This window comes from Rhodoplanes sp. Z2-YC6860 (genome assembly GCF_001579845.1).
Classification (GTDB): domain Bacteria; phylum Pseudomonadota; class Alphaproteobacteria; order Rhizobiales; family Xanthobacteraceae; genus Z2-YC6860.
The window spans coordinates 7,432,737-7,452,297 of record NZ_CP007440.1 but is presented as its reverse complement, the minus strand read 5'-3'; the positions used below and the strand labels follow the sequence as shown (position 1 = coordinate 7,452,297).

General features: G+C 64.5%; 19 protein-coding genes. 13 read left to right on the top strand and 6 right to left on the bottom strand.

What is annotated here, in order from left to right; translation table 11 throughout:
- Window positions 1–12 precede the first annotated feature (12 nt).
- Window positions 13–282 (bottom strand): DUF3551 domain-containing protein, encoded by a 270-nt coding sequence (locus tag RHPLAN_RS34640; protein WP_157100677.1) that lies wholly within the window; start codon window positions 280–282, stop codon window positions 13–15.
- Window positions 283–581: 299 nt separating this feature from the next.
- Here RHPLAN_RS34640 and RHPLAN_RS34635 point away from each other — a divergent pair, with 299 nt between their 5' ends.
- The 3 genes from RHPLAN_RS34635 to RHPLAN_RS34625 all read left to right on the top strand — a co-directional run bounded on the left by RHPLAN_RS34635 (window position 582) and on the right by RHPLAN_RS34625 (window position 4,306).
- Complete coding sequence (locus RHPLAN_RS34635) at window positions 582–1,550, top strand: Bug family tripartite tricarboxylate transporter substrate binding protein (RefSeq protein ID WP_068028499.1); 969 nt, start codon at window positions 582–584, stop codon at window positions 1,548–1,550.
- A 27-nt stretch (window positions 1,551–1,577) separates the two neighbouring features.
- Window positions 1,578–2,906: an LLM class flavin-dependent oxidoreductase gene (locus tag RHPLAN_RS34630; protein ID WP_335341042.1), complete on the top strand. Its 1,329-nt coding sequence runs from the start codon at window positions 1,578–1,580 to the stop codon at window positions 2,904–2,906.
- A gap of 125 nt (window positions 2,907–3,031) precedes the next feature.
- Window positions 3,032–4,306: an MFS transporter gene (locus tag RHPLAN_RS34625; protein ID WP_068028497.1), complete on the top strand. Its 1,275-nt coding sequence runs from the start codon at window positions 3,032–3,034 to the stop codon at window positions 4,304–4,306.
- Between the two features lie 10 nt (window positions 4,307–4,316).
- Here RHPLAN_RS34625 and RHPLAN_RS34620 read toward each other — a convergent pair whose 3' ends face one another.
- Window positions 4,317–5,249 carry a LysR family transcriptional regulator gene (locus tag RHPLAN_RS34620; RefSeq protein WP_068028494.1) on the bottom strand — a complete coding sequence of 311 codons (933 nt, stop codon included), beginning with the start codon at window positions 5,247–5,249 and terminating at the stop codon, window positions 4,317–4,319.
- 136 nt (window positions 5,250–5,385) lie between these two features.
- Here RHPLAN_RS34620 and RHPLAN_RS34615 point away from each other — a divergent pair, with 136 nt between their 5' ends.
- The 9 genes from RHPLAN_RS34615 (at window position 5,386) to RHPLAN_RS34575 (ending at window position 14,371) form a co-directional block, all read left to right on the top strand.
- Complete coding sequence (locus tag RHPLAN_RS34615; protein ID WP_237179976.1) at window positions 5,386–6,372, top strand: tripartite tricarboxylate transporter substrate-binding protein; 987 nt, start codon at window positions 5,386–5,388, stop codon at window positions 6,370–6,372.
- Between the two features lie 115 nt (window positions 6,373–6,487).
- A complete protein-coding gene (locus tag RHPLAN_RS34610; RefSeq protein WP_068028489.1) occupies window positions 6,488–7,741 on the top strand; it encodes a BaiN/RdsA family NAD(P)/FAD-dependent oxidoreductase in 1,254 nt (417 codons plus the stop codon).
- A gap of 75 nt (window positions 7,742–7,816) precedes the next feature.
- Window positions 7,817–8,011, top strand: coding sequence for a hypothetical protein (locus tag RHPLAN_RS34605; RefSeq protein ID WP_068028487.1), 195 nt, complete (start codon window positions 7,817–7,819; stop codon window positions 8,009–8,011).
- Window positions 8,012–8,014: 3 nt separating this feature from the next.
- A complete protein-coding gene (locus RHPLAN_RS34600) occupies window positions 8,015–8,629 on the top strand; it encodes an SCO family protein (protein ID WP_237179975.1) in 615 nt (204 codons plus the stop codon).
- Window positions 8,630–8,773: 144 nt separating this feature from the next.
- A complete protein-coding gene (locus RHPLAN_RS34595; RefSeq protein ID WP_068032302.1) occupies window positions 8,774–9,694 on the top strand; it encodes a transporter substrate-binding domain-containing protein in 921 nt (306 codons plus the stop codon).
- Between the two features lie 51 nt (window positions 9,695–9,745).
- Complete coding sequence (locus RHPLAN_RS34590) at window positions 9,746–10,915, top strand: OpgC family protein (RefSeq protein WP_068028486.1); 1,170 nt, start codon at window positions 9,746–9,748, stop codon at window positions 10,913–10,915.
- Window positions 10,861–11,757 (top strand): SGNH/GDSL hydrolase family protein, encoded by an 897-nt coding sequence (locus RHPLAN_RS34585; protein ID WP_068028484.1) that lies wholly within the window; start codon window positions 10,861–10,863, stop codon window positions 11,755–11,757. Before RHPLAN_RS34590 ends, RHPLAN_RS34585 begins: the two co-directional genes overlap by 55 nt.
- Before the next feature lie 99 nt (window positions 11,758–11,856).
- Window positions 11,857–13,488 carry a lysine--tRNA ligase gene (locus tag RHPLAN_RS34580; protein WP_068032300.1) on the top strand — a complete coding sequence of 544 codons (1,632 nt, stop codon included), beginning with the start codon at window positions 11,857–11,859 and terminating at the stop codon, window positions 13,486–13,488.
- Window positions 13,489–13,543: 55 nt separating this feature from the next.
- A complete protein-coding gene (locus tag RHPLAN_RS34575; RefSeq protein ID WP_157100675.1) occupies window positions 13,544–14,371 on the top strand; it encodes a TSUP family transporter in 828 nt (275 codons plus the stop codon).
- 3 nt (window positions 14,372–14,374) lie between these two features.
- Here RHPLAN_RS34575 and RHPLAN_RS34570 read toward each other — a convergent pair whose 3' ends face one another.
- On the bottom strand, window positions 14,375–15,013 hold the full coding sequence (locus tag RHPLAN_RS34570; protein ID WP_068028480.1) for a S24 family peptidase: 639 nt from the start codon (window positions 15,011–15,013) through the stop codon (window positions 14,375–14,377).
- A gap of 131 nt (window positions 15,014–15,144) precedes the next feature.
- Between RHPLAN_RS34570 and RHPLAN_RS34565 the strand changes: the two genes are divergently transcribed.
- The gene (locus tag RHPLAN_RS34565; protein ID WP_068028478.1) at window positions 15,145–16,239 is read left to right on the top strand and encodes a quinone-dependent dihydroorotate dehydrogenase; all 1,095 of its coding nucleotides are present in this window, start codon (window positions 15,145–15,147) and stop codon (window positions 16,237–16,239) included.
- On the opposite strand, the gene RHPLAN_RS34560 is transcribed toward RHPLAN_RS34565, so the two are convergent.
- The 3 genes from RHPLAN_RS34560 to RHPLAN_RS34550 are packed head-to-tail and all read right to left on the bottom strand — an operon-like array spanning window position 16,240 to window position 19,561.
- The gene (locus tag RHPLAN_RS34560; RefSeq protein ID WP_068028476.1) at window positions 16,240–17,553 is read right to left on the bottom strand and encodes an MATE family efflux transporter; all 1,314 of its coding nucleotides are present in this window, start codon (window positions 17,551–17,553) and stop codon (window positions 16,240–16,242) included.
- Between the two features lie 38 nt (window positions 17,554–17,591).
- Window positions 17,592–17,864 (bottom strand): DUF6460 domain-containing protein, encoded by a 273-nt coding sequence (locus RHPLAN_RS34555; RefSeq protein ID WP_335341041.1) that lies wholly within the window; start codon window positions 17,862–17,864, stop codon window positions 17,592–17,594.
- A 29-nt stretch (window positions 17,865–17,893) separates the two neighbouring features.
- On the bottom strand, window positions 17,894–19,561 hold the full coding sequence (locus RHPLAN_RS34550; RefSeq protein ID WP_068028470.1) for a cisplatin damage response ATP-dependent DNA ligase: 1,668 nt from the start codon (window positions 19,559–19,561) through the stop codon (window positions 17,894–17,896).

Genomic DNA, 19,561 nt, shown 5'->3' with positions numbered 1-19,561 from the left:
TGCAGGCGAAGCTTACTGTCCCGCGCCGCCCAGCGTCGCCGATGCATCCGAGCGGAGTTCGTTTGGCACGCAGACGCCATCCGCACCCGTGATCGCCTTGCGGCATTCGCTCAAGCGGTGGAAATAGCAGTGACGCTGGCCGTCGCCGGTATCGGCTCCGTACATCACGCACCAGCGGTACGGTGCATCCGACGCTTTTGACGCCATCTGTGGCGCGGCTTGTGCGCTGTTGATCGCAGCACTCGCGATCAACGCGGCAACGGCAATGAAACCCGGTCTCATCTTCAGTCCTTTTCGCAACGAATCATGATGGTGATGCGTATGGATTGGCATGTGCACGCGGACAAGTCACAGCTCTGTCATCAAATTACCAAAGCTTAATCTGTTAACCGCTATTAACTCCGAAGCTCTCGCTTCTGAGATGAATCGTCTCCGCAGAGCGTCACTGCAACCGGTTCCTTCTTGATACCCGCTTCCGTCATGGGACCCGCTCGCGACGGTCATGACCGACGCATGGGCTAGCGGATAAGCTTCCCGTCAATGCGGGCCGTCGAGAGCCCGCCGCAGACGGGGGGAAGCGCATGAATAAGGGCCTGCTCGCGGCCGCGTTGCTGGCGTCTCTCGTGTGTGTCGCAGCCGCGCCGTCGGGTGCAATCGATTTTCCAAGCGGCGTGGTGCGCATCGTCGTGCCGTATCTGCCCGGCGGCTCGGTCGAAGCGCAGGCGCGCTTTCTCGCCGCCGAATTGCAGAAGCAGTGGGGCAAGCCGGTGATCATCGAGAACAAGCCCGGTGCCGGCACCACGGTCGGCGCGGCTTATGCGGCCACGCAGAAGCCCGACGGGCTCACGCTTTATCTCGCATCGACTTCGCACACGGTGACGCCGTCGCTCTACAAGTCGCTGCCCTACGATCCGATCAAGAGCTTCGAGCCGATCTCGCTGATCTCTAGCTCGCCGTTCCTCGTGCTGGTGAAGGGCGACTCGCCCCTCAATTCGCTCGCCGATCTCGCGGCGCTGGCGAAATCCAAGCCTGGCATTTTGAGCTGGGCGTCGTCCGGTATCGGCGCCGGCCCGCATCTGTCGGGCGAGCTGTTCAAGACCAAGGCCGGCATCGACGTGGTCCATGTGCCGTTCACCGGCACGCCGCCGTCGTTCAATGCCGTGCTTGGCGGACACGTCGACTACGTGTTCGGCGACATCACCTCGCTGCCGCTCATTCGCTCCGGCCAGCTCAAGCCGTTGGCCGTCACCACGCCGCAGCGCTCGCCGCTTCTGCCCGACGTGCCGACCTTTGCGGAGGCGGGCGTGCCCGGCGTCGAAGTGTCGAACTGGAGCTCGATCATCGTGCCGGCCGGAACTCCGGACGGCATCGCGGCCTTCCTCAACACGTCGATCGTCAAAGCGCTGGGCGAGCCGGAGGTGAGGGCGAGCTATGAGAAGCTCGGTTTCGTGCCGCAGCCCTCGACCCGCGAGGAGCTGGCGGCGTTTCTGCGCGCCGAGATGCAGAAATATGCCGAGGTCATCAGGAATGCAGGTATCAAGCCCAATTGAAGTTTGGCCACGGACCGGGAATTGTGAATGCCGATGACGTCGAAAGCCAAAATGAAGTTCGCGGTCTTCCTGATGGCGGACTCCAACTATCACATCGCCGGGTGGCGGCATCCCGATGCCTATGTCGACGCAGGCTCCAACGTGCAGCGCTGGATCGAGTTCGCGAAAATCCTGGAGCGCGGCAAGCTCGACATGTTGTTCGTCGCCGACGTGATCGGCGTGCCGGGCACCAAGGATCTGGATAGCCTCAGCTATCAGCCCACCATCGACAAGTTCGAACCGTTCACGCTGTTGGCCGCTTTGTCCAGCGTGACGAAGCACATCGGCCTCGTCGCCACGTCTGCCACGGCATACAACGAGCCGTATTTCGTCGCCCGCGTGCTCGCCTCGCTTGATCATCTCACCGGCGGCCGCGCCGGCTGGAATCTCGTGACCGGCGGCTCCTACGAGGACGCGCAGAACTTCAGTGTCGGCGAGCATGCTGCGCACGGCGACCGCTACGAGCGCGCGGAAGAATTCGTCGACGTGGTCCGCGGGTTGTGGGGCAGCTTCGACGCGGCCGCGTTTCCGCGCGACAAGACCACCGGCCGCTATCTCGACCCGGAAAAGCTCCACGTGCTCGGCCACAAGGGCAGGTTTTTCTCGGTGAAGGGACCGCTCAGCGTGTCGCGGCCGCCGCAGGGCCATCCGGTGATCGTGCAGGCCGGCACGTCGGAGCCGGCGCGCAAGCTCTCGGCGCGGGTCGCCGACGTCGTGTTCACCGCGCAGTCGGCCATTGAAGATGCGAAGGCTTTCTACGCGGACGTGAAGGGCCGGATGCAGCAATACGGCCGCCATCCCGACGATCTGAAGGTCATGCCCGGCGTCGCCATGTATGTCGGCCGTTCGCAGCAGGAGGCCGAAGAGAAGTTCGAGCATCTCAATACGCTCATTCCGATCGAAGTGTCCGTGTCGCGGTTGAGCCGCATGCTCGGCGGCGTGGACCTGTCAGGCTATGCCCTCGATGAGCCGATGCCGGACATCGGGAGCAACTCGGCGCGTGTGAGCACGCCGCTGAATTACGTGCGGCTTGCCAAGCGCGACAATCTCACCTTGCGGCAGGTCGCGACGCGCTCCGGCGCCGCGAAGGATCACTGGACGCTGATCGGCACGCCGAAGACCGTCGCCGACCAGCTGGAGCAATGGTTCGTCGAGAAGGCCGCTGACGGTTTCAATCTCCTGCCGCCACATGTACCCGGTGGGCTCAACGAGTTCGTCGATCTCGTGGTCCCCGAATTGCAGCGGCGCGGTCTGTTTCGCACCGAATACGAGGGCGCGATGCTGCGGCAGAACCTGGGTGTGCCGTATCCGCAGTGAAGCGCTTGCGAAAGCGCCACGCCTTGCGCTAAAGAGACGCCGCGACTTCCCGCCGTAAGCGTTCACGTCAACCAACGCGCCAGCCTGCCGCCTCTTGCGGCGGCTCGCGACGTTGGGAGCAAGACGTGACAGAGTTCTTCAAAAGCTTCGCATCGGCCATCACGACATTCTGGCGCGCGCCCCGTCCCGCCCAGGTCGGCATGGGTCTGTTCTTTGCCGCATCGGTCGCGGACGGCATTCTCATGCCGTTCTTCGCACTGTGGGCGCACAATGTTGCGGGCATCCCGATCGAATTCATCGGCTTGCTGCTCGGCTGCTACGCCGGCGGCGAGCTCGTGGCGACGCCGTTCGTCGGCGGCATCGCGGATCGTCTCGGCCGCCGGCCGGTGCTGCTGATCTCGACCATCGGGGTCGGCAGCGGTTTCGTGCTGCTGTACGTGGTGCACGGCGCCTTTGCGGCCGCTGTGGCGCTGATCATCATCGGCGTGTTCGAGAGCGTGCTGCACCCGACCGCTTCGACGGTCATTGCGGACGTCGTCCCAGCCGAGGCGCGGCGCCGGCATTTCGCGGCGCGCCGGGTGATGTCGAACGCCGGCAGCATGGCCGGGCCGGCGCTCGGCGCGCTGCTCGCGCTGCACTCGCTGGGTCTGGTGTTCCTTGGCGCGGGCATCACGCTTTTGCTCGCCGCACTTGTCATTGCGGTTTGCCTCACCGAGACGCGGCCGCCCGGTGCCGCGCCCGGCGAGGACGATGACGACGATTCGCTGCTGGTGCTGACCGCCGCGTTTCGCGATCGCCGTCTCGCGGCCCTGATGGTGCCGGTCGCGCTCATTGAACTTGCCGCGAGCTGGATCGGAGCCATCGTGCCGCTCTATGCCGAGACCGGCGGCACGCTCACGGCGTCCGGCATCGGTTTGCTGTTTGCTTACGCGGGTGCGATCGGCGTCGTGCTGCAAATGCCGATCACGCACGCGACCGAACGCATGAGGGGATCGCGCATCGTGCTGTGGGCCGGTGTGGTCCAGGCCGCTGCCTTTGCCTGCCTGTTTCTCTCGCCCGCGCTGCCGTCGCTCGTAGCCGCGGTCACGTTGCTGGCCCTGGCCGGTATGCTGACAGGGCCGCTGGTGCAGAGCATCGTGACCGAGCTCGCGCCGCGCACCGCGCAGGCGACTTACCAAGCCGCGTTCGGCGTGGTGGGCGATATCAGGGACGCTGCGGGGCCTGCGATCGGGACGTGGCTGTTCGCTTTTGCGGCCGTCCTGCCATGGGGCGCCGGTGCGGTCCTGTCGATTGCGGCGTCGCTCGGGCTTGTCTCCGTCATGCGCCGCCATGAGCAGCCAGAGGGCGTTTCGGACTCGCCGCCGAGCGATCGGTATGACGAAATGCAAAGGCCGCAGTAGTCGCGGACGTTTACTTGGAAAGAAGTTTCGCCGCTCCGCGCACATTGTCGGCAAACAGATCGGCGAATGGATTGAGTGTCCGATTTTTGAGAGTCAGGAGCGCCAAGGGCCGTTCCGTGCCAGGGAGGTTGACCGGCAAGACCTTGAGCCATCGATCCTTCGGTGGAAACTGCGCCACGATGCGCGGCACCATCGACAGATAAGGGCCGGTCATGAGCATGGACGTGCGCAGCGGCAAGGTCGAACCGACAATGGCCGGGGGCACCGTCAAACCTTGGGTGCGAAACGCATGGCTGACCACACTGCCATACGGCTGATCCGAAATCGGGAACACCCACGGCTCATCCACCAACTGCGCCAGGGTGATCCGTTGTCGCCGCGCGAGAGGATTCTGGGCCCCCGCAATGACGACATGCGGGTCTTGCAGCAGCACCTCGACGTTCATGAGCTCCTGGCTCGGCGGATGAACGAGATGCACGACGGCGAGATCGACCTTGCGCGTCAGTAGGTCCTGGTAGGCGGTCCCTGTGTCCGTGGCGTGCACCTGGAACCGCAGTCGGGGGTGGCGCTGCAGGAGTCGGGTGATGATGCTGCAAATAAAGCCCTCGGCGATGGCGATCGAAGCGCCGATTGTCAGCTCGCCGGTCGTCGGATCGGACATTGCCTGAATGTCCCGGATGCCCTGCCGGAGCTCGTCGAATACCGCAGTTCCTCGTTTGAAAAGCGCGCGACCGTAGTCCGTCGCTTCAATCCCCTTCGCGTTGCGATCGAGCAGCCGGACACCGAATGCCTGCTCCAGCTCCGCAATCGCCCTGGAGATTGCCGGCTGCGATGTCGCCAGCAGGCTCGCGGCTTTGCCCATACTGCCTGCCTCGATGACGGTCTTTAAAATACGCAAATTATGCAGGCCGATACGGCGCTCGATGCGACCGGCTTCGTCCATGACAAACCTCATATCAATTCCGATATGACCTTATTAGACCATAGCATTACCGGGCCCGGAGAAGACTCTGTAGGCTGTCCGAACTGACTTTTATTGGCTTTTTTAATCCGTTCATTTTTGGTGGAGGCGCAACACCGTGCTGACACGCAGAAAGCTTTTGGCCGGACTCTCGTCCACTCTGGTTTCAGTCCGCACAGTCGCGGCCGCCTCGGCTGCGGCTTACCCAACGAGGCCGATCACCGTGATCGTGCCATTTCCCGCAGGCGGTCCCACCGACATCATCGCCCGCGTCGTGTCGGAAAAAATGAGCGCACATCTGGCTCAGCCGATCATTGTCGAGAATATCACCGGCGCCGCCGGGACAATCGGCGCGGGCCGCGTGGCTCATGCAGTCCCTGATGGCTATACGCTTTGCGTCGGATTCCTGGGCACCCATGTGCTCAACGGAGCCGTCTACAAGCTCGACTACGACATCGTGAAGGATTTCGAGCCAATCGCGCTGCTGGCAAGCAATCCTCAATTGATTGTCGCCAGAAAAGACCTGCTGGCGCGCGATTTGAAGGAATTGATCGCGTGGCTGAAGGCAAATCCCGGCAAGGCGACGCAGGGATCGGCCGGCATCGGCAGCCCGGCGCACGTCAGTGGCGCGTATTTCCAACAGGCCAGCGGCACCACGTTCCAGTTTGCGCAGTACCGCGGTGCGGCTCCAGCCATGCAGGATCTCGTCGGAGGCCACGTCGATCTCATGTTCGATCAGCCTCCGAATTCGTTGCCGAACGTTCGTGCCGGTTCGATCAAGGCCCTCGCGGTGACCGCCAAGGCGCGGTTGCCCTCCGCGCCCGATATTCCAACCGTCGATGAGGCCGGCTTGCCGGGATTCTATATTTCAGTGTGGTCTGGCATGTGGGCGCCGAAAGGCACGCCACGGGAGATTGTTTCGACATTGAACAGGGCTGTGGCCGATGCTTTGGGCCACGAGTCTGTCCAGAGCCGGCTTGCCGACTTGGGCCAGGAGGTGCCGCCGCGCGATCAGCAGACCGCGGCCGCGCTTGCCAGATACCAAGCGGCGGAAGTCGACAAGTGGTGGCCGATCGTCAAATCGATGAACTTGAAGCTTGAATGAATTTGACAGTCCCCGACTTGCAATAGTCTTTCCTTCCCTTTCCAGCCGGCGATGACTTGCCCCGTCGCAGGCGCTCTGGCGTCATGCTGGTGAAGCAGGGAAGAGTCGCGTCGATATGCCTGAGGTGAAGCCCGATTCCGAAGTGGCCGTGATCGGTGCCGGGCCCGCGGGGCTCATGGCCGCCGAGGTGCTGGCGGAGCGCGGCGCGCGCGTGACGGTTTACGACCGCATGCCTTCGGCCGGCCGCAAGTTCCTGATGGCCGGGCGGGGCGGGCTCAACCTGACTCACAGCGAGAGTCTGCCGGACTTTCTCAAGCGCTATGGCGACGCCGCGCCAAGACTTCGCGCTGCGATCGAAGCCTTTCCGCCGGATGCGGTTCGCGCCTGGTGCGAACGGCTCGGCCAGGAAACCTTCGTCGGCACCAGCGGCCGGGTGTTTCCCAAGGTGCTGAAAGCCTCGCCGCTGCTGCGGGCGTGGCTGCGCCGGCTCGCGGGTGCGGGCGTCGAGTTCAGGTTTCGCCATCGTTGGTTTGGCTGGGATGAGAACGGTGCCCTGCTGTTCGAAACGCCGGACGGCCGTGCCGGTGTGAAACCCGATGCGACCATCCTGGGGCTCGGCGGCGCAAGCTGGCCGCGGCTTGGGTCGGACGGTGGCTGGGTCGATGCGCTGACATCGTCCGGTGTTGCTGTGACTCCGCTCCGGCCGGCGAACTCAGGCTTCACGGTCAATTGGTCCGGCATCTTCCGTGATCGTTTCGAAGGCCAGCCGCTCAAGCGCATTGCGCTGTCGTTCGGTCCGCAGACCGTCCGCGGTGAAGCGATGATCACGCGAAGCGGCCTCGAAGGCGGTGCGATTTATGCGCTGTCGTCGCCGCTGCGCGAGAGTATCGCTTCAACGGGCGACGCCGTGCTGCACGTCGCGCTGCGGCCTGATCTCACGGTGGCCGAGCTGATGGAGCGGCTCGCCGCGCCGCGCGGCAAGCAATCGCTTTCGACATTCCTGCGCAAGGCCGCCGGGCTTTCGCCGCCCGCGATCGGCCTCCTCCAGGAAGCCGCCGCCTCAGCCTCGCTGAAACTTGCCACGCTCGATCCCGCAGCGCTCGCGGCTCTGATCAACGCGGTGCCGGTGCGGCTCACCGGAACCGCATCCATCGAACGCGCCATCTCCACCGCCGGCGGCATCGCGCTCGGCGAGATCGACGAGCATTTCATGCTGCGCGGCAGGCCCGGCACCTTCGTGGCCGGCGAGATGCTGGACTGGGAGGCGCCAACCGGCGGTTATCTGCTGCAAGCCGCATTTGCGACCGGGGTCGCAGCCGCCCGCGGTGCGCTGGCCACCTTTGCCGAACGCGGGATCACGGCCTTGTGACTGTTGCTGCGGCCTGCGTTCGGTCCTATGTGATGGGCGAACATGACAGGCGGGTCCACTCGACCGGGAACGGCCATGCCAGACAATCCAGCAGCCGAAACGGCTCAAGACGTCACGGCACACGCGGAATTCCCGGGCCGCGCGACCGTGCTGCTCATGGCCGCCGTGCTCGGCGCCATCGTGGCCGGCACCGCCGCGCTCTGGGCGCATTACGGCACCGCCGTGTTCTTCGAAACCATCCGGGCGGGCTTCGCGGCCTGCTTCGGTTAGCAAATGAACGAGCCCAATTTGGCCATGCATCCGCGAACCACCCGCATCCTTCTCGTGCTCAGCGCTTTCGTTGCGGGCCTGGTGTTCTTTTCCACGGTCGTGTTCCTCGTCACGGGCAAAAGCCCGGCGCCGGTTGCGATGCCATCGGCGGTCGGCGGGCCGTTTGCGCTGGTCGATCAGGACAACAAGCCGATCACCGACAAGGACATGGCGGGCCATCCGTTCCTGGTGTTCTTCGGCTTCACCCATTGCCCGGATGTCTGCCCGACCACGCTGTTCGACGTGTCTGAGGTGTTCCGCGCGCTCGGGTCCGACAAACAGGTGAGGGCGCTGTTCATCACCGTCGACCCCGAGCGCGATACGCCGACGGTGATGAAGGACTATCTGTCGAGCTTTGATCCGCGGATCACCGGCGCCACCGGCGACGACGCGTCCATCGCTGCGGCCATCAAGGCCTATCGGGTCTATGCCAAGAAGGTGCCGCTCGACGGCGGCGGCTACACCATGGACCACACCGCCCTTGTCTACTTGATGGGCAAGGACGGCCGCTTCGTCATGCCGTTCAACATGAAGCGCCGGCCGAACGAGGCTGCCGAGGATTTGAAGCGCTATCTCTGATTGCGCCACAATTTGGTGGGGGCCATACCTTACACGTGACGCACGAAATCACCTGATCCTTTTCACCAATTCGTCTATAAGCTTGGCGCAGACGCGCCGAAGACCTTGTGTCCAGGTCCTTTCATGCAACGTTCGATCGCAACGATGAAACGTCCCGCGGCAAGCTTGAGGTTCGCGGCCCGTTGCCTCGCAGTGACGGCGTTGCTGATGGCCACCGGGCCGGCCCTGGCGCAGACCGAGCCTGCTGCGCCCGCGCCCGCACCATCGCCGCAACCGCAAGCGGCCCCCGCCATTGGCGGCCAGGTCGCGATCCCGGGCTTCTGGGATCCCAAGCGGCGGCCGGAGCGGCCGGACATGTCGCGCATCACCGTGATCCGCTTTATGACCGAGGTCGATTACCCGCCGTTCAATTATGCGGGGCCGGACGGCAATCCGATCGGCTTCAACGTCGACCTGGCGCGACTGATCTGCGAAGAACTCAAAGTCCAGTGCACGGTGCAGATGCGGCGCTTCGATACGCTGCTCACTTCGCTCGCGGAGAACCGTGGCGACGCCGCCATGGCTTCTATCGCGGTCACGCCGGACATGCGCCGCCTCGCCGACTTCTCCGATCCTTACTACCGGACGCCGGCGCGCTTCGTGACGCGGCGCGACTCCAACATCAACGACGTGCGGCCGGAGCGGCTCGAAGGCAAAGAGATCGCCGTGGTTGCCGGTACCGCGCACGAGGCCTTCCTCAAGAGCCTGTTCACCGAAGCTGATCTCCGCAGCTATCCGACCGCGGAAGCGGCACGCGATGCGCTGCGTCGCGGCGATGTCGATCTCATGTTCGGCGATGGCATCGCGCTGGCGTTCTGGCTGAACGGCACCGACTCGCAGAATTGCTGTGCGTTCCGCGGCGGACCGTTCGTCGAGAGCCGGTATTTCGGCGAGGGCATCGGCATTGCGGTGAAGCGTGGCAACGACACTTTGCGTCAGGCGTTGAACTGGGCGCTGTTTCGGCTCTGGGAGCGAGGCCGCTTCAGCGATTTGTGGCTGCGTTATTTTCCGATCAGCCCGTTCTGACGAACGCGCTGGACAGGGAGCGACCGCGCGACGCGGTCACATGATCATCCGATGTCGGGACCGGCCCGTTCCGTTGTGGCGAAAGACCGCGGCACCGATCAGCGCAACAAGCGCCCGCCCAACCCGGTCGATTTCTGGCGCGGCCTCGCGCTGGTTTTCATCTTCATCAATCATATCCCCGGCACCTACTACACGCGGTTCACCCACGCCGATTACTCGATCTCGGATTCGGCCGACCTGTTCGTGTTCCTCGCCGGCTGGGCATTGCGCTATGTGGTCGGCCCGCCCGAGCGCCAGCAGTCGGCCTGGTATCTGATGCTGCGTCTCGAAGGCCGTGCTTTTACGCTCTACGCAGCCCAAATCCTGATCACCATGATGGCGATCGCGATGCTGGCCGGCACCGCGCTGTGGACCGACAACCCGCTGCTGCTCGAATGGCTGAACGCCGCGGCGGTGTTTCAGGACCCGATCGCCACGCATGTGGGCCTCGCGCTGCTCACCCACCAGCTCGGCTATTTCAACATCCTGCCGCTCTATGTGGTGCTGATGATGATCGCGCCATTCTTCGTGCTGATCGATCGTTATGCCACGCCGCTGCTGCTGCCGGTGTCGCTTGGGATCTACTGCATCGCGCTTGGCTTCAGCATCACCATCCCGACCTGGCCGGTGGAAGGCGAATGGTTCTTCAATCCGTTCGCATGGCAGCTCATTTTCGTGCTGGGCTTCGTCATCGCTCGCAAGGACAGCGACATCGGCAGTTTTGCGCGGCGCAACATCTTCGTTCTGCGGATTGTTGCAGTGCCCATCGTGGTGTTCGGCGCATATGTGACGGTGGCGTTCTGGTGGCCGGACCCGACCGCGCTACCGAACCCGAAGCTGTTCTTCATCCTGAGCAAATCCTACGAATCGCCGCCGCGGGTCATTCAATTCCTGGCATTGATCGCGCTGTTCTCAGTGACTTACCCCACCATCGCGCGGTATGCGCCAGGCCTGGTCAGATTCCTGTCGATGCTCGGCCGCAACTCGCTTTATGTGTTCTGCGTTGGCTCGGTGCTCAGTCTTGCGGGACAAATCGTACGCTTCCTGCACCGCGGCAATTTTTACAGTGACACCGCGGTGATCTTCTGCGGTATCTTGCTGATGGCACTCACGGCATGGCTTCCGGAATGGCGCGAAAGCATCAAAGCCCGTTCGAGCGCACGCTCCGTGCTCTCGTCCTGAGCTTCCTGACGGTGGCCGCTGCAATCGCGGTCCAGGACCGCGCTGCGGCGGAAGCCGCGCCTGCGCCCGCTCTGTCGCAGCCTGCACCGGCGCCTTACTCGAGGGATTGCCAGATCGGCGGCACCGCGATCGTCGAGGAGTCGGCGCTGCCCCACGTCGCTGCCGCCCTGCAGAACCGCAAGCAGATCAAGATTCTCGCAATCGGCGCCTCGCCGATCATGAGCCGCCGCGTCAACGGCGGCCATGGCGAGACCATGCGGCAACTCCTGAGGCAGTCGGTCCAGGGCCTCGACGTGGTGATGATCAACCGCGGCGTGTCCGGCGAGCTGTCGGCGCAGGCCGCCGTTCGCATCAAGAACGAGGTGGCGCTGACCGGGCCCGACCTGGTGCTGTGGCAGGTTGGAACCAACGACGCGCTGGCCTATGTGCCGCTCGACGAGTTCGAGAACACGGTCGAGGACACGCTCGCCTGGCTGAAGGAGCACAAGGTCGATGTGGTGCTGGTCGGGTTGCAATATGTCGGCCAAATGGTGTGGGACGACAATTACCGCGCGGTGCGCGATCTCCTTCGCAAGATAGCGGCCAAGGAGAATGTTATGATCGTGCGCCGTTACGAGGCGCAGCAGTTCCTGGATCGGGCCGAGAGTGGGGGCGGCGGGCTCGTGCCCGACGAGTTCGAACGCAGCGAAGCCGGCTACATCTGTCTCGCCCAATATATGGCCCGGGCCATCACACTCGGTATTTTCGGCCATAAGCTGAAGGCCATGATGTCGCCGTCCGCCGCGGGGCCGTCCGCCGTTCCGTCGCCCGCGCCGGCGCCGCCGTCCGAACCCCAGCGCTGATGCGCCACGGGTCCTGTGCGGCTGGCTTGGCAGACAGGCTTGGCAGAATTGACCTGACCGGAACCGGCTCTTAAGTAGGGGACCGTTCCGGAGCCCATGATGTCCTTGACTGAAACCGCCCCCTCGCTGCGCGAAGTGGCCGAGCAATCCAACGCCTGGCCGTTCGAGGAGGCGCGCAAGATCGTCGCGCGCCTGAAAAAGCAGCCCAAGGATGAAGTGATCTTCGAGACCGGCTATGGCCCCTCGGGCCTGCCCCATATCGGCACCTTCGGCGAGGTGGCGCGCACCACCATGGTCCGTCACGCCTTCCGGGTGCTGACCGACGACAAGATCAAGACCCGGCTGATCGCGTTTTCGGACGACATGGACGGGCTCCGCAAGGTTCCCGACAACGTGCCGAACAAGGAAATGCTCGCGGAGGATCTCGGCAAGCCGCTGACGAAGGTGCGCGATCCGTTCGGCACGCATCCGTCGTTCGGCGAGCACAACAACGCGCGGCTCCGCGCCTTCCTCGACACCTTCGGCTTCGAGTACGAGTTCTACTCCTCGACGCAGTGCTACAAGTCCGGCCGCTTCGACGCGTCGCTGTTGAAGCTCCTTGAGAACTTCGACGCCGTGATGAACATCATGCTGCCGTCGCTGCGCGAGGAGCGGGCGCAAACCTATTCGCCGTTTCTCCCGATCGATCCCCGCACCGGCGTGGTGCTTCAGGTGCCGGTGCTGGCGCATGACGCCAAGCGTGGCACGATCACCTATGAAGAGCCGGGGACGAACGAGCGCTTCACCGTTCCGGTCACCGGCGGCCGCTGCAAGCTGCAATGGAAGCCGGACTGGGCGATGCGCTGGGTGGCGCTCGGCATCGACTACGAAATGGCCGGTAAGGACCTGATCGACTCGGTGAAGCTCTCCGGCGAGATCTGCCGGGCGCTCGGCGGCACGCCGCCCGAAGGCTTCAACTACGAGCTCTTCCTCGACGAGAAGGGCCAGAAGATCTCCAAGTCGAAGGGCAACGGCCTCACCATCGATGAGTGGCTGCGTTACGCGAGCCCCGAGAGCCTGTCGCTGTTCATGTATCGCGAGCCGAAGGCTGCGAAGCGGCTGTACTTCGACGTCATCCCGCGCAACGTCGACGACTATCAGCAGTTCCTCGACGGCTACGAGAAGCAGGAAGCCAAGCACCGGCTCTCCAATCCGGTGTGGCACATCCATTCCGGCAAGCCACCGAAGGTCGACGCTCCGATCTCGTTCTCGATGCTGCTGACGCTCGTGTCTTCGTCGAATGCCGAAAACGCCGACACGCTGTGGGGTTTCATCCGACGCTACCGGCCGGGCGTGACGCCTCAGACCCATCCGAAGCTCAACGAAGCGGTGCACTACGCCATCAACTACTTCCGCGACTTCGTGCTGCCGGAAAAGAAATTCCGCGAGCCGAGTCAGGAGGAGCGCAAGGCGCTGCTCGATCTGCGCGACGCGCTGTCGAACCTGCCGGCCACGGCGACCGCCGAAGAGGTCCAGGACGTGCTCTACGACGTCGGCCGCCGCCCGCCGTTCCTCGACGAGAAGAAGAAGGCCAAGGACGGCAAGCCCGGCGTCTCGCTCGACTGGTTCAACATGCTCTATCAGGTGCTGCTCGGCCAGGAGAAGGGCCCGCGCTTCGGCTCGTTCGTCGCAGTCTACGGCCTGAAGAACACCATCGACATGATCGACGGCGCGCTGGCGCGGTCGGCGTAGCGTTCCGGATAAGCGAACGTAAAACAGCGCTGCGCCACGCGCGTAGAAGACGCGCGTGAATGCGTTGTCGATACCGTGGTTTGCCCGGGACGTCTGTTCGGCTTGCTGCTATCGTCCCGTGCTGATGACTCCCGCCTCGCTCGCCATCATCGGCGCAACCATCATCCTGTCCTCCTTCATCTCCGGCGTGTTCGGCATGGCCGGCGGGATGGTGCTGCTTGGCGTGCTGCTGGTCTATTTCGACGTCACCACCGCGATGCTGCTGTTCTCGATCGTCCAGCTTGCCGCCAACGGCTGGCGCGCGCTGCATTGGCGCCGTTTCGTGCTCTGGCCGATCTTCTACGGTTATGTCGGCGGCGCGGTGCTGGCTTTTGCGGTGCTGCGCTACATTGCTTACGTGCCAGACAAGGCGATGGTCTACGTTCTTCTCGGCCTGATGCCGTTCTCGGTCGCCATCCTCCCGGAGTCGATGCGGCCGAACATCGAATGGCGCGGCATTCCGTTCCTGACCGGCATTTTCACCACCGTGTTTCAGTTCATGGCCGGCGTCGGCGGGCTGTTCCTCGACATCTTCTTCAACCGGAGCAAGCTCGACCGTAAGACCACCAACGCCACCAAGGCGATCACCCAGACCTTCAGCCACGTGCTGCGCGCGGCTTATTTCGGATCGCTCTCGGGACTCGGCGATCTGAAATTCACCTATTGGGGGCCGGGGATTGTGCTGGCGCTCGCGGGCGCGATTCTGGCGCCCTTCGTGCTCGAGCGCATGACCGACCACGGCTTCCGGCAGTGGACCCGCGTGATCATCTACACGCTCGCTATCGTCTATCTGGTGCGCGGCGGTCTGCTGATCTGGCACGGCGCGCTGTCGCACAGCGCGTGAGTCCTACTGGCTCGACCAGACCACGCGCGCCATCCAGGCCACATCGCTGGTGGCCACCGTGCGCTCCGGATGGTCCGGGTTCAGCGACTTGAGCTCCACCTGCTTGGCGCTCTGGCGCTTGAGCTCCTTCACCATCACTTCGCCCTTGCGTGTCTTGAGCACGATGCGATCGCCGCGGCGCACCGGCGCGGCCGGAGAGACGATGATGATGTCGCCGTCGCGGAAAATGGGCGTCATGGAGTCGCCGGAAATTTCCAGCGCATAGGCGTGCTCGTCGGACATGGCCGGGAAGCCGATCTCGTCCCAGCCTTTGCCGGTCGGGAAGCCGGTATCGTCGAAAAAGCCTCCCGAGTTGGCCTGGGTGAGACCGAGCAGCGGCATCGACTTGGCGGCGCTGTCCGCGTCCGAAATCAGCGATACGAAGAGGTCGAAGCTGACGCCCGTGGCGCCCAGCGCTTTGGCGACCGATTCCGTGGACGGCCAGCGCGCCCGGCCGTCGGGGGTCACCCGTTTCGACTTGTTGAAGGTCGTCGGGTCCAGCCCGGATTTTTTGGCGAGCCCGGACGGTGACAGCTTGGCACGGGCGGCGAGCCGGTCGAGCCCGGCCCAGATCTGGTTGTGGGTCAGCGGGGCGCTTGCCATACCGGGTCTCCACCGCGAGACTATGGTCCAGAATTAGGAATTATAGCCTCAACTAAGGCATGTCTATGGCTACTCTTGAACAACGCGATGACGGCCGATAGGGTCCGCGCCACCTTCAGTTCGGGGCACTCGTGATTGGTTTTTTTGACCGGCTGGCCCGGCCGCTATTGCGGGCCTTTCAACCCGAAGACGCTCATTCCCTCGTCATCAAGGCACTGAAGTTTGCGCCGTTGCCGCAGGCTGCGCCGGACGATCCGCGGCTTGCGGTGCGCGCCTTCGGCCTCAATTTCCCCAATCCGGTCGGGCTCGCGCCCGGCTTCGACAAGCACGCCGACGCGCCGGACGCGCTGTTGCGGCTCGGTTTCGGCTTTGTCGAGATCGGCACCGTCACGCCGCTGCCGCAGCCCGGCAATCCGCGTCCGCGGCTGTTCCGCCTGGAACCCGACGAGGCGGTCATCAACCGGTTCGGCTTCAACAGCGCCGGCGCCGACGTGGTGCTGCCGCGGCTGGCCGCGCGCGCCAGGCAGGGCGGCCTCGTCGGCATCAATGTCGGGGCCAACAAGGACTCGGCCGATCGGGCCACCGACTATGTCCGGCTGATCGAGCAGGTCGCCCCGATCGCGAGCTACGTTACGGTCAACATCTCGTCGCCCAATACGCCGGGTCTTCGCGAACTGCAGCGCGCCTCGGCGCTGGACAGCCTGCTCGCCCGCATCGTCGAAACCCGCGACCGCGTGGCGCGCAATGCCGGCCCGACGCCGGTGCTGCTCAAGATTGCGCCCGATCTGTCGCTGTCCGATCTCGACGAGATCGTCGGCGTGGCGCGCGCGCGCCGGATGGACGGCATGATCGTCGGCAACACCACGGTCAGCCGGCCGCCGGGACTGCGCGATCGCGAAACCGCGAAGGAGGCCGGTGGGCTCTCCGGCAAGCCGCTTTATCCGCTGGCCACGCGTATGCTCGCGGAGACTTATGTCCGCGTCGAAGGCGCGTTCCCGCTGATTGGCGCCGGCGGAATCGATTCGGGCGAAACCGCGCTGGGCAAGATCCGCGCCGGCGCGGACTTGTTGCAGCTTTACAGCGCGCTGGTGTTCCGCGGCATCGATCTGGTCAAGGACATCAAGGCATCGCTCTCGGCGACGCTCGACAAGAACCCGGGCATGAAGCTTGCCGATTTTGCGGGCGTGGATGCCGCGACGATGACCGCGGAAAAATGGCCGGCCTGATCAGGCCTTGAAGGTCATGCGCATCAGCGCCGGGTAGCGCGCGGCTTGCAGCAGGCCGCGCGCCAGCAGGAAAATCAGCAGCGCCCACCATAGGCCGGCATTGCCGAGCGCGCCGAGCGCCCACCACGCCGCAAAGTAAACCGAGAGCGCCGCGATCATGAGGTTGCGCATGTCGCGCGCCCAGGTCGCGCCGATATAGATGCCGTCATAGGCATAGGCCAGCACGCCGGCGACCGGTGCGAAGGCGGCGAACAGCATGAAGTGCCGCGCCGCCTCGCGCACGTCGGGGCTCGACGTCATGGTGTCGATCAGCGGATCGCCGGCCGCGAGAAACAGCAATGTGGTCGCGACGCCGAAACCTGTGCCCCAGGCGAGGATCAGCCGCACCGCGCGGCTGAAGGCCGATCGGTCGTGCGCGCCGGTGGCCTGGCCGCAAAGCTGTTGGGCCGCCGTAGCGAAGCCGTCGAGGAAGAAGCTGCCGATCATGATGAAGTTGTGCAGCACGGCGTTTGCCGCAAGAACGGTGTCGCCGGCCCGCGCGCCCTGCGCCGTGAAGAATGCAAAGGCTGCGATCAGCGCCATGGTGCGGATCATGATGTCGCGGTTGACCGCGAGCATACGCACGAGCTTGGCGCGGTGGAGCACCTGCGCCCAGCCAACACCGATCCGGCCGCGCAGCAGCACGAACGCGACCGCAAGGCTCGCAATGAATCCCGTCACCTCGGCGATCACTGAGCCGAGCGCCGCGCCATTGACGCCCCATCCAGCCTCGAGCACCAGCCAGGCGGTGGCCGCCATGTTGATCACGTTGACGATGATCTGAAGCGCAAGCGCCAGGCCGGTGCGCGCAAGCCCGACGAGCCAGCCGAGCACCGCGTAGCTTGCGAGCGCGAACGGCGCCGACCAGATGCGAATGGCGAAGTATGACTGTGCGGCTTCGGTCACCGCGGCGCTGCCTCCCATCAGGCGGTAGATCATAGTGGCGAGCGGCGCCTGCAGCGCGATCAGCGCCACGCCGATCACAGCCGCGATCAGCAGCGCCCGCGCCAGCACGGCGCGCTGCTCGGTGGTGTCGCCGGCGCCCAGGGCCTGCGCGGTCAGCGCCACCGTGCCCATGCGCAGGAAGCCGAACACCCAGAAGATGCAGTCGAACACCAGCGCCGACATGGCGACCGCGCCCAGAAGGCTTGCCTCGCTGAGCCGGCCGATCACCGCGGTGCCGACGATGCCAAGCAGCGGTGTCGTGAGGTTCGCCAGCATCGCGGGACCCGCGATGGCGAACACCCGCGCGTGCGTGACCTCGAAACCGGCCATGGCGAGAAGTGGATGCGCTTGCGCCGCTCAGCGGCCGCCTAGCGTCCTCTTGGCGCGTTGAAGATGCGCATCAGGAGCCAGATCGGAATGACGATCACGGCGCCGAGCAGGAAATACTGCCAGAGCCAGCGAATCGCGTCGAACCCCATGTCCCAGATGTTCTGGATGAACCGTCGCAGGCTCTGGAGGATATCCCGCGGATCGAGGCCGAGTGCCGACAGCACCACGCCGATCACAATCGAAAGCAGCACCAGCTTGGCAAAGACCGCCAGCGGCGAGCCACCAAGGAAGCGGTTGACGTTTTCGGCCATTCGAATCTCCCCGAACCAAATCCAATCTATCATGACGCCGCGCGGGCGGGGCCACGCCCGCTTTCTATTTTGCTGAGAATCGACTCCAGCACGTCGATCCGGTCAGCTTCGCGCGGCGGCTTGTCCCAGCGCAGCCGGCTGATACGGGGAAACCGCATGGCAAGGCCGGATTTGTGCCGGGTCGAGCGCTGCAGGCCCTCGAAGGCGACCTCGAACACCAGGCCCTTATCGGGTTCATGCGCGATCTCACGCACCGGGCCGAAGCGCTCGACGGTGTTGTTGCGCACGAAGCGGTCGATCTTCTGCAACTCCTCGTCGGTGAAGCCGAAATAGGCCTTGCCGACGGGGACCAGTTCGTCGCCGCCTTCGCCGGCCTTCCAGACCCCGAAGGTATAATCGGAGTAGTAGGACGAGCGCTTGCCGTGCCCGCGCTGGGCATACATCAGCACGGCGTCGACCGTGAACGGATCGCGCTTCCATTTCCACCACGGGCCTTTCGGCCGGCCGGGCACGTAGATCGAGTCGCGGCGTTTGAGCATGACGCCTTCGACGGCCCCGGCGTCCTGGCCGGCGCCGGATTTCGCCGGGTCGGCGCGTGCGGCGGTCAGTTCGTCCCAGGTATTGAACGGCACCATCGGCGACAGATCGATGCGCGGGTCGTTGAGCCTTGTGACGAATGTTTCCAGACGCATCCGCCGTTCGGCAAAGGGCTTGTCGCGCAGGTCCTCGTCGCCGTCGACGAGCAGATCATAGGCGCGCAGATGCGCCGGAAATTCCTGCAGCAGCTTCGGCGTCACGGCCTTGCGGTTGAGCCGCTGCTGCAACACGTTGAACGACTGCACGCGGCCGTCGCGCAAGATCAGCAGCTCGCCGTCGATCGAGCCGGGCAGCCGCAGCGCCTCGGCGAGATCGGGAAAGCTTTTCGAGATGTCCTCGCCGGTGCGCGAATAAAGCCGCGCGATATGGCCTTCGCCGGAGCCGGCCGCGGCTGCCTGCACGCGGATGCCGTCCCATTTCCATTCGGCGGTGAAGTCCGTCGGGTTCAGGGCGGCGAAATCGGTTTCCTCGATGGCATGAGCCAGCATTGCTGGGCGGAACGGCGCAAGGTCGCGGGTCTGGGGCTTGTCGGCGCGGCCCTCGAGCCAGGCGAATAACGCGGTGTAGGGTGGCGACAAGCCGGGCCACAGGATTTCGACTTCGTTCGGCTCCTTGTCGCCGAGCGAGGCTGCGGCAGTTTTCGCAAGCCTGGCGGAGACGCCGATGCGCAATGCTCCGGTCACCAGCTTGAGCAGCGCCCAGCGGCCGGTCTCGTCGAGACCGTCGAGCCAGCGCGCGAGCTGCTTCGGCAATTGGGTCTTGCCGAGCGTGGCGAGTGTTTCGATCACCTCTGATAGCGACGGCGTGGAGTTGGGTTTCTGCGACGGGTCGGCAGGCCACATCAGCGCCACCGTTTCGGAAAGATCGCCGACATAGTCGTAAGAAATTTCGAACAGCACCGGATCGGTGCGCTCGGCGATCAGCGCGCGGATCATGCCCGCCTTGGCGTGCTGGAACGACAATGCACCGGTCAGCCCCGCGAGCGCAAAGCCACGCTCGGGATCGGGCGTCGAGCGCAGATAGTCCGCGATCAGCCGCAGCTTGTTGTTGCGAGACGGCTCGTAGGCCAGGCGGTCGAGAAGCTCGGCGAAGCGATTCAT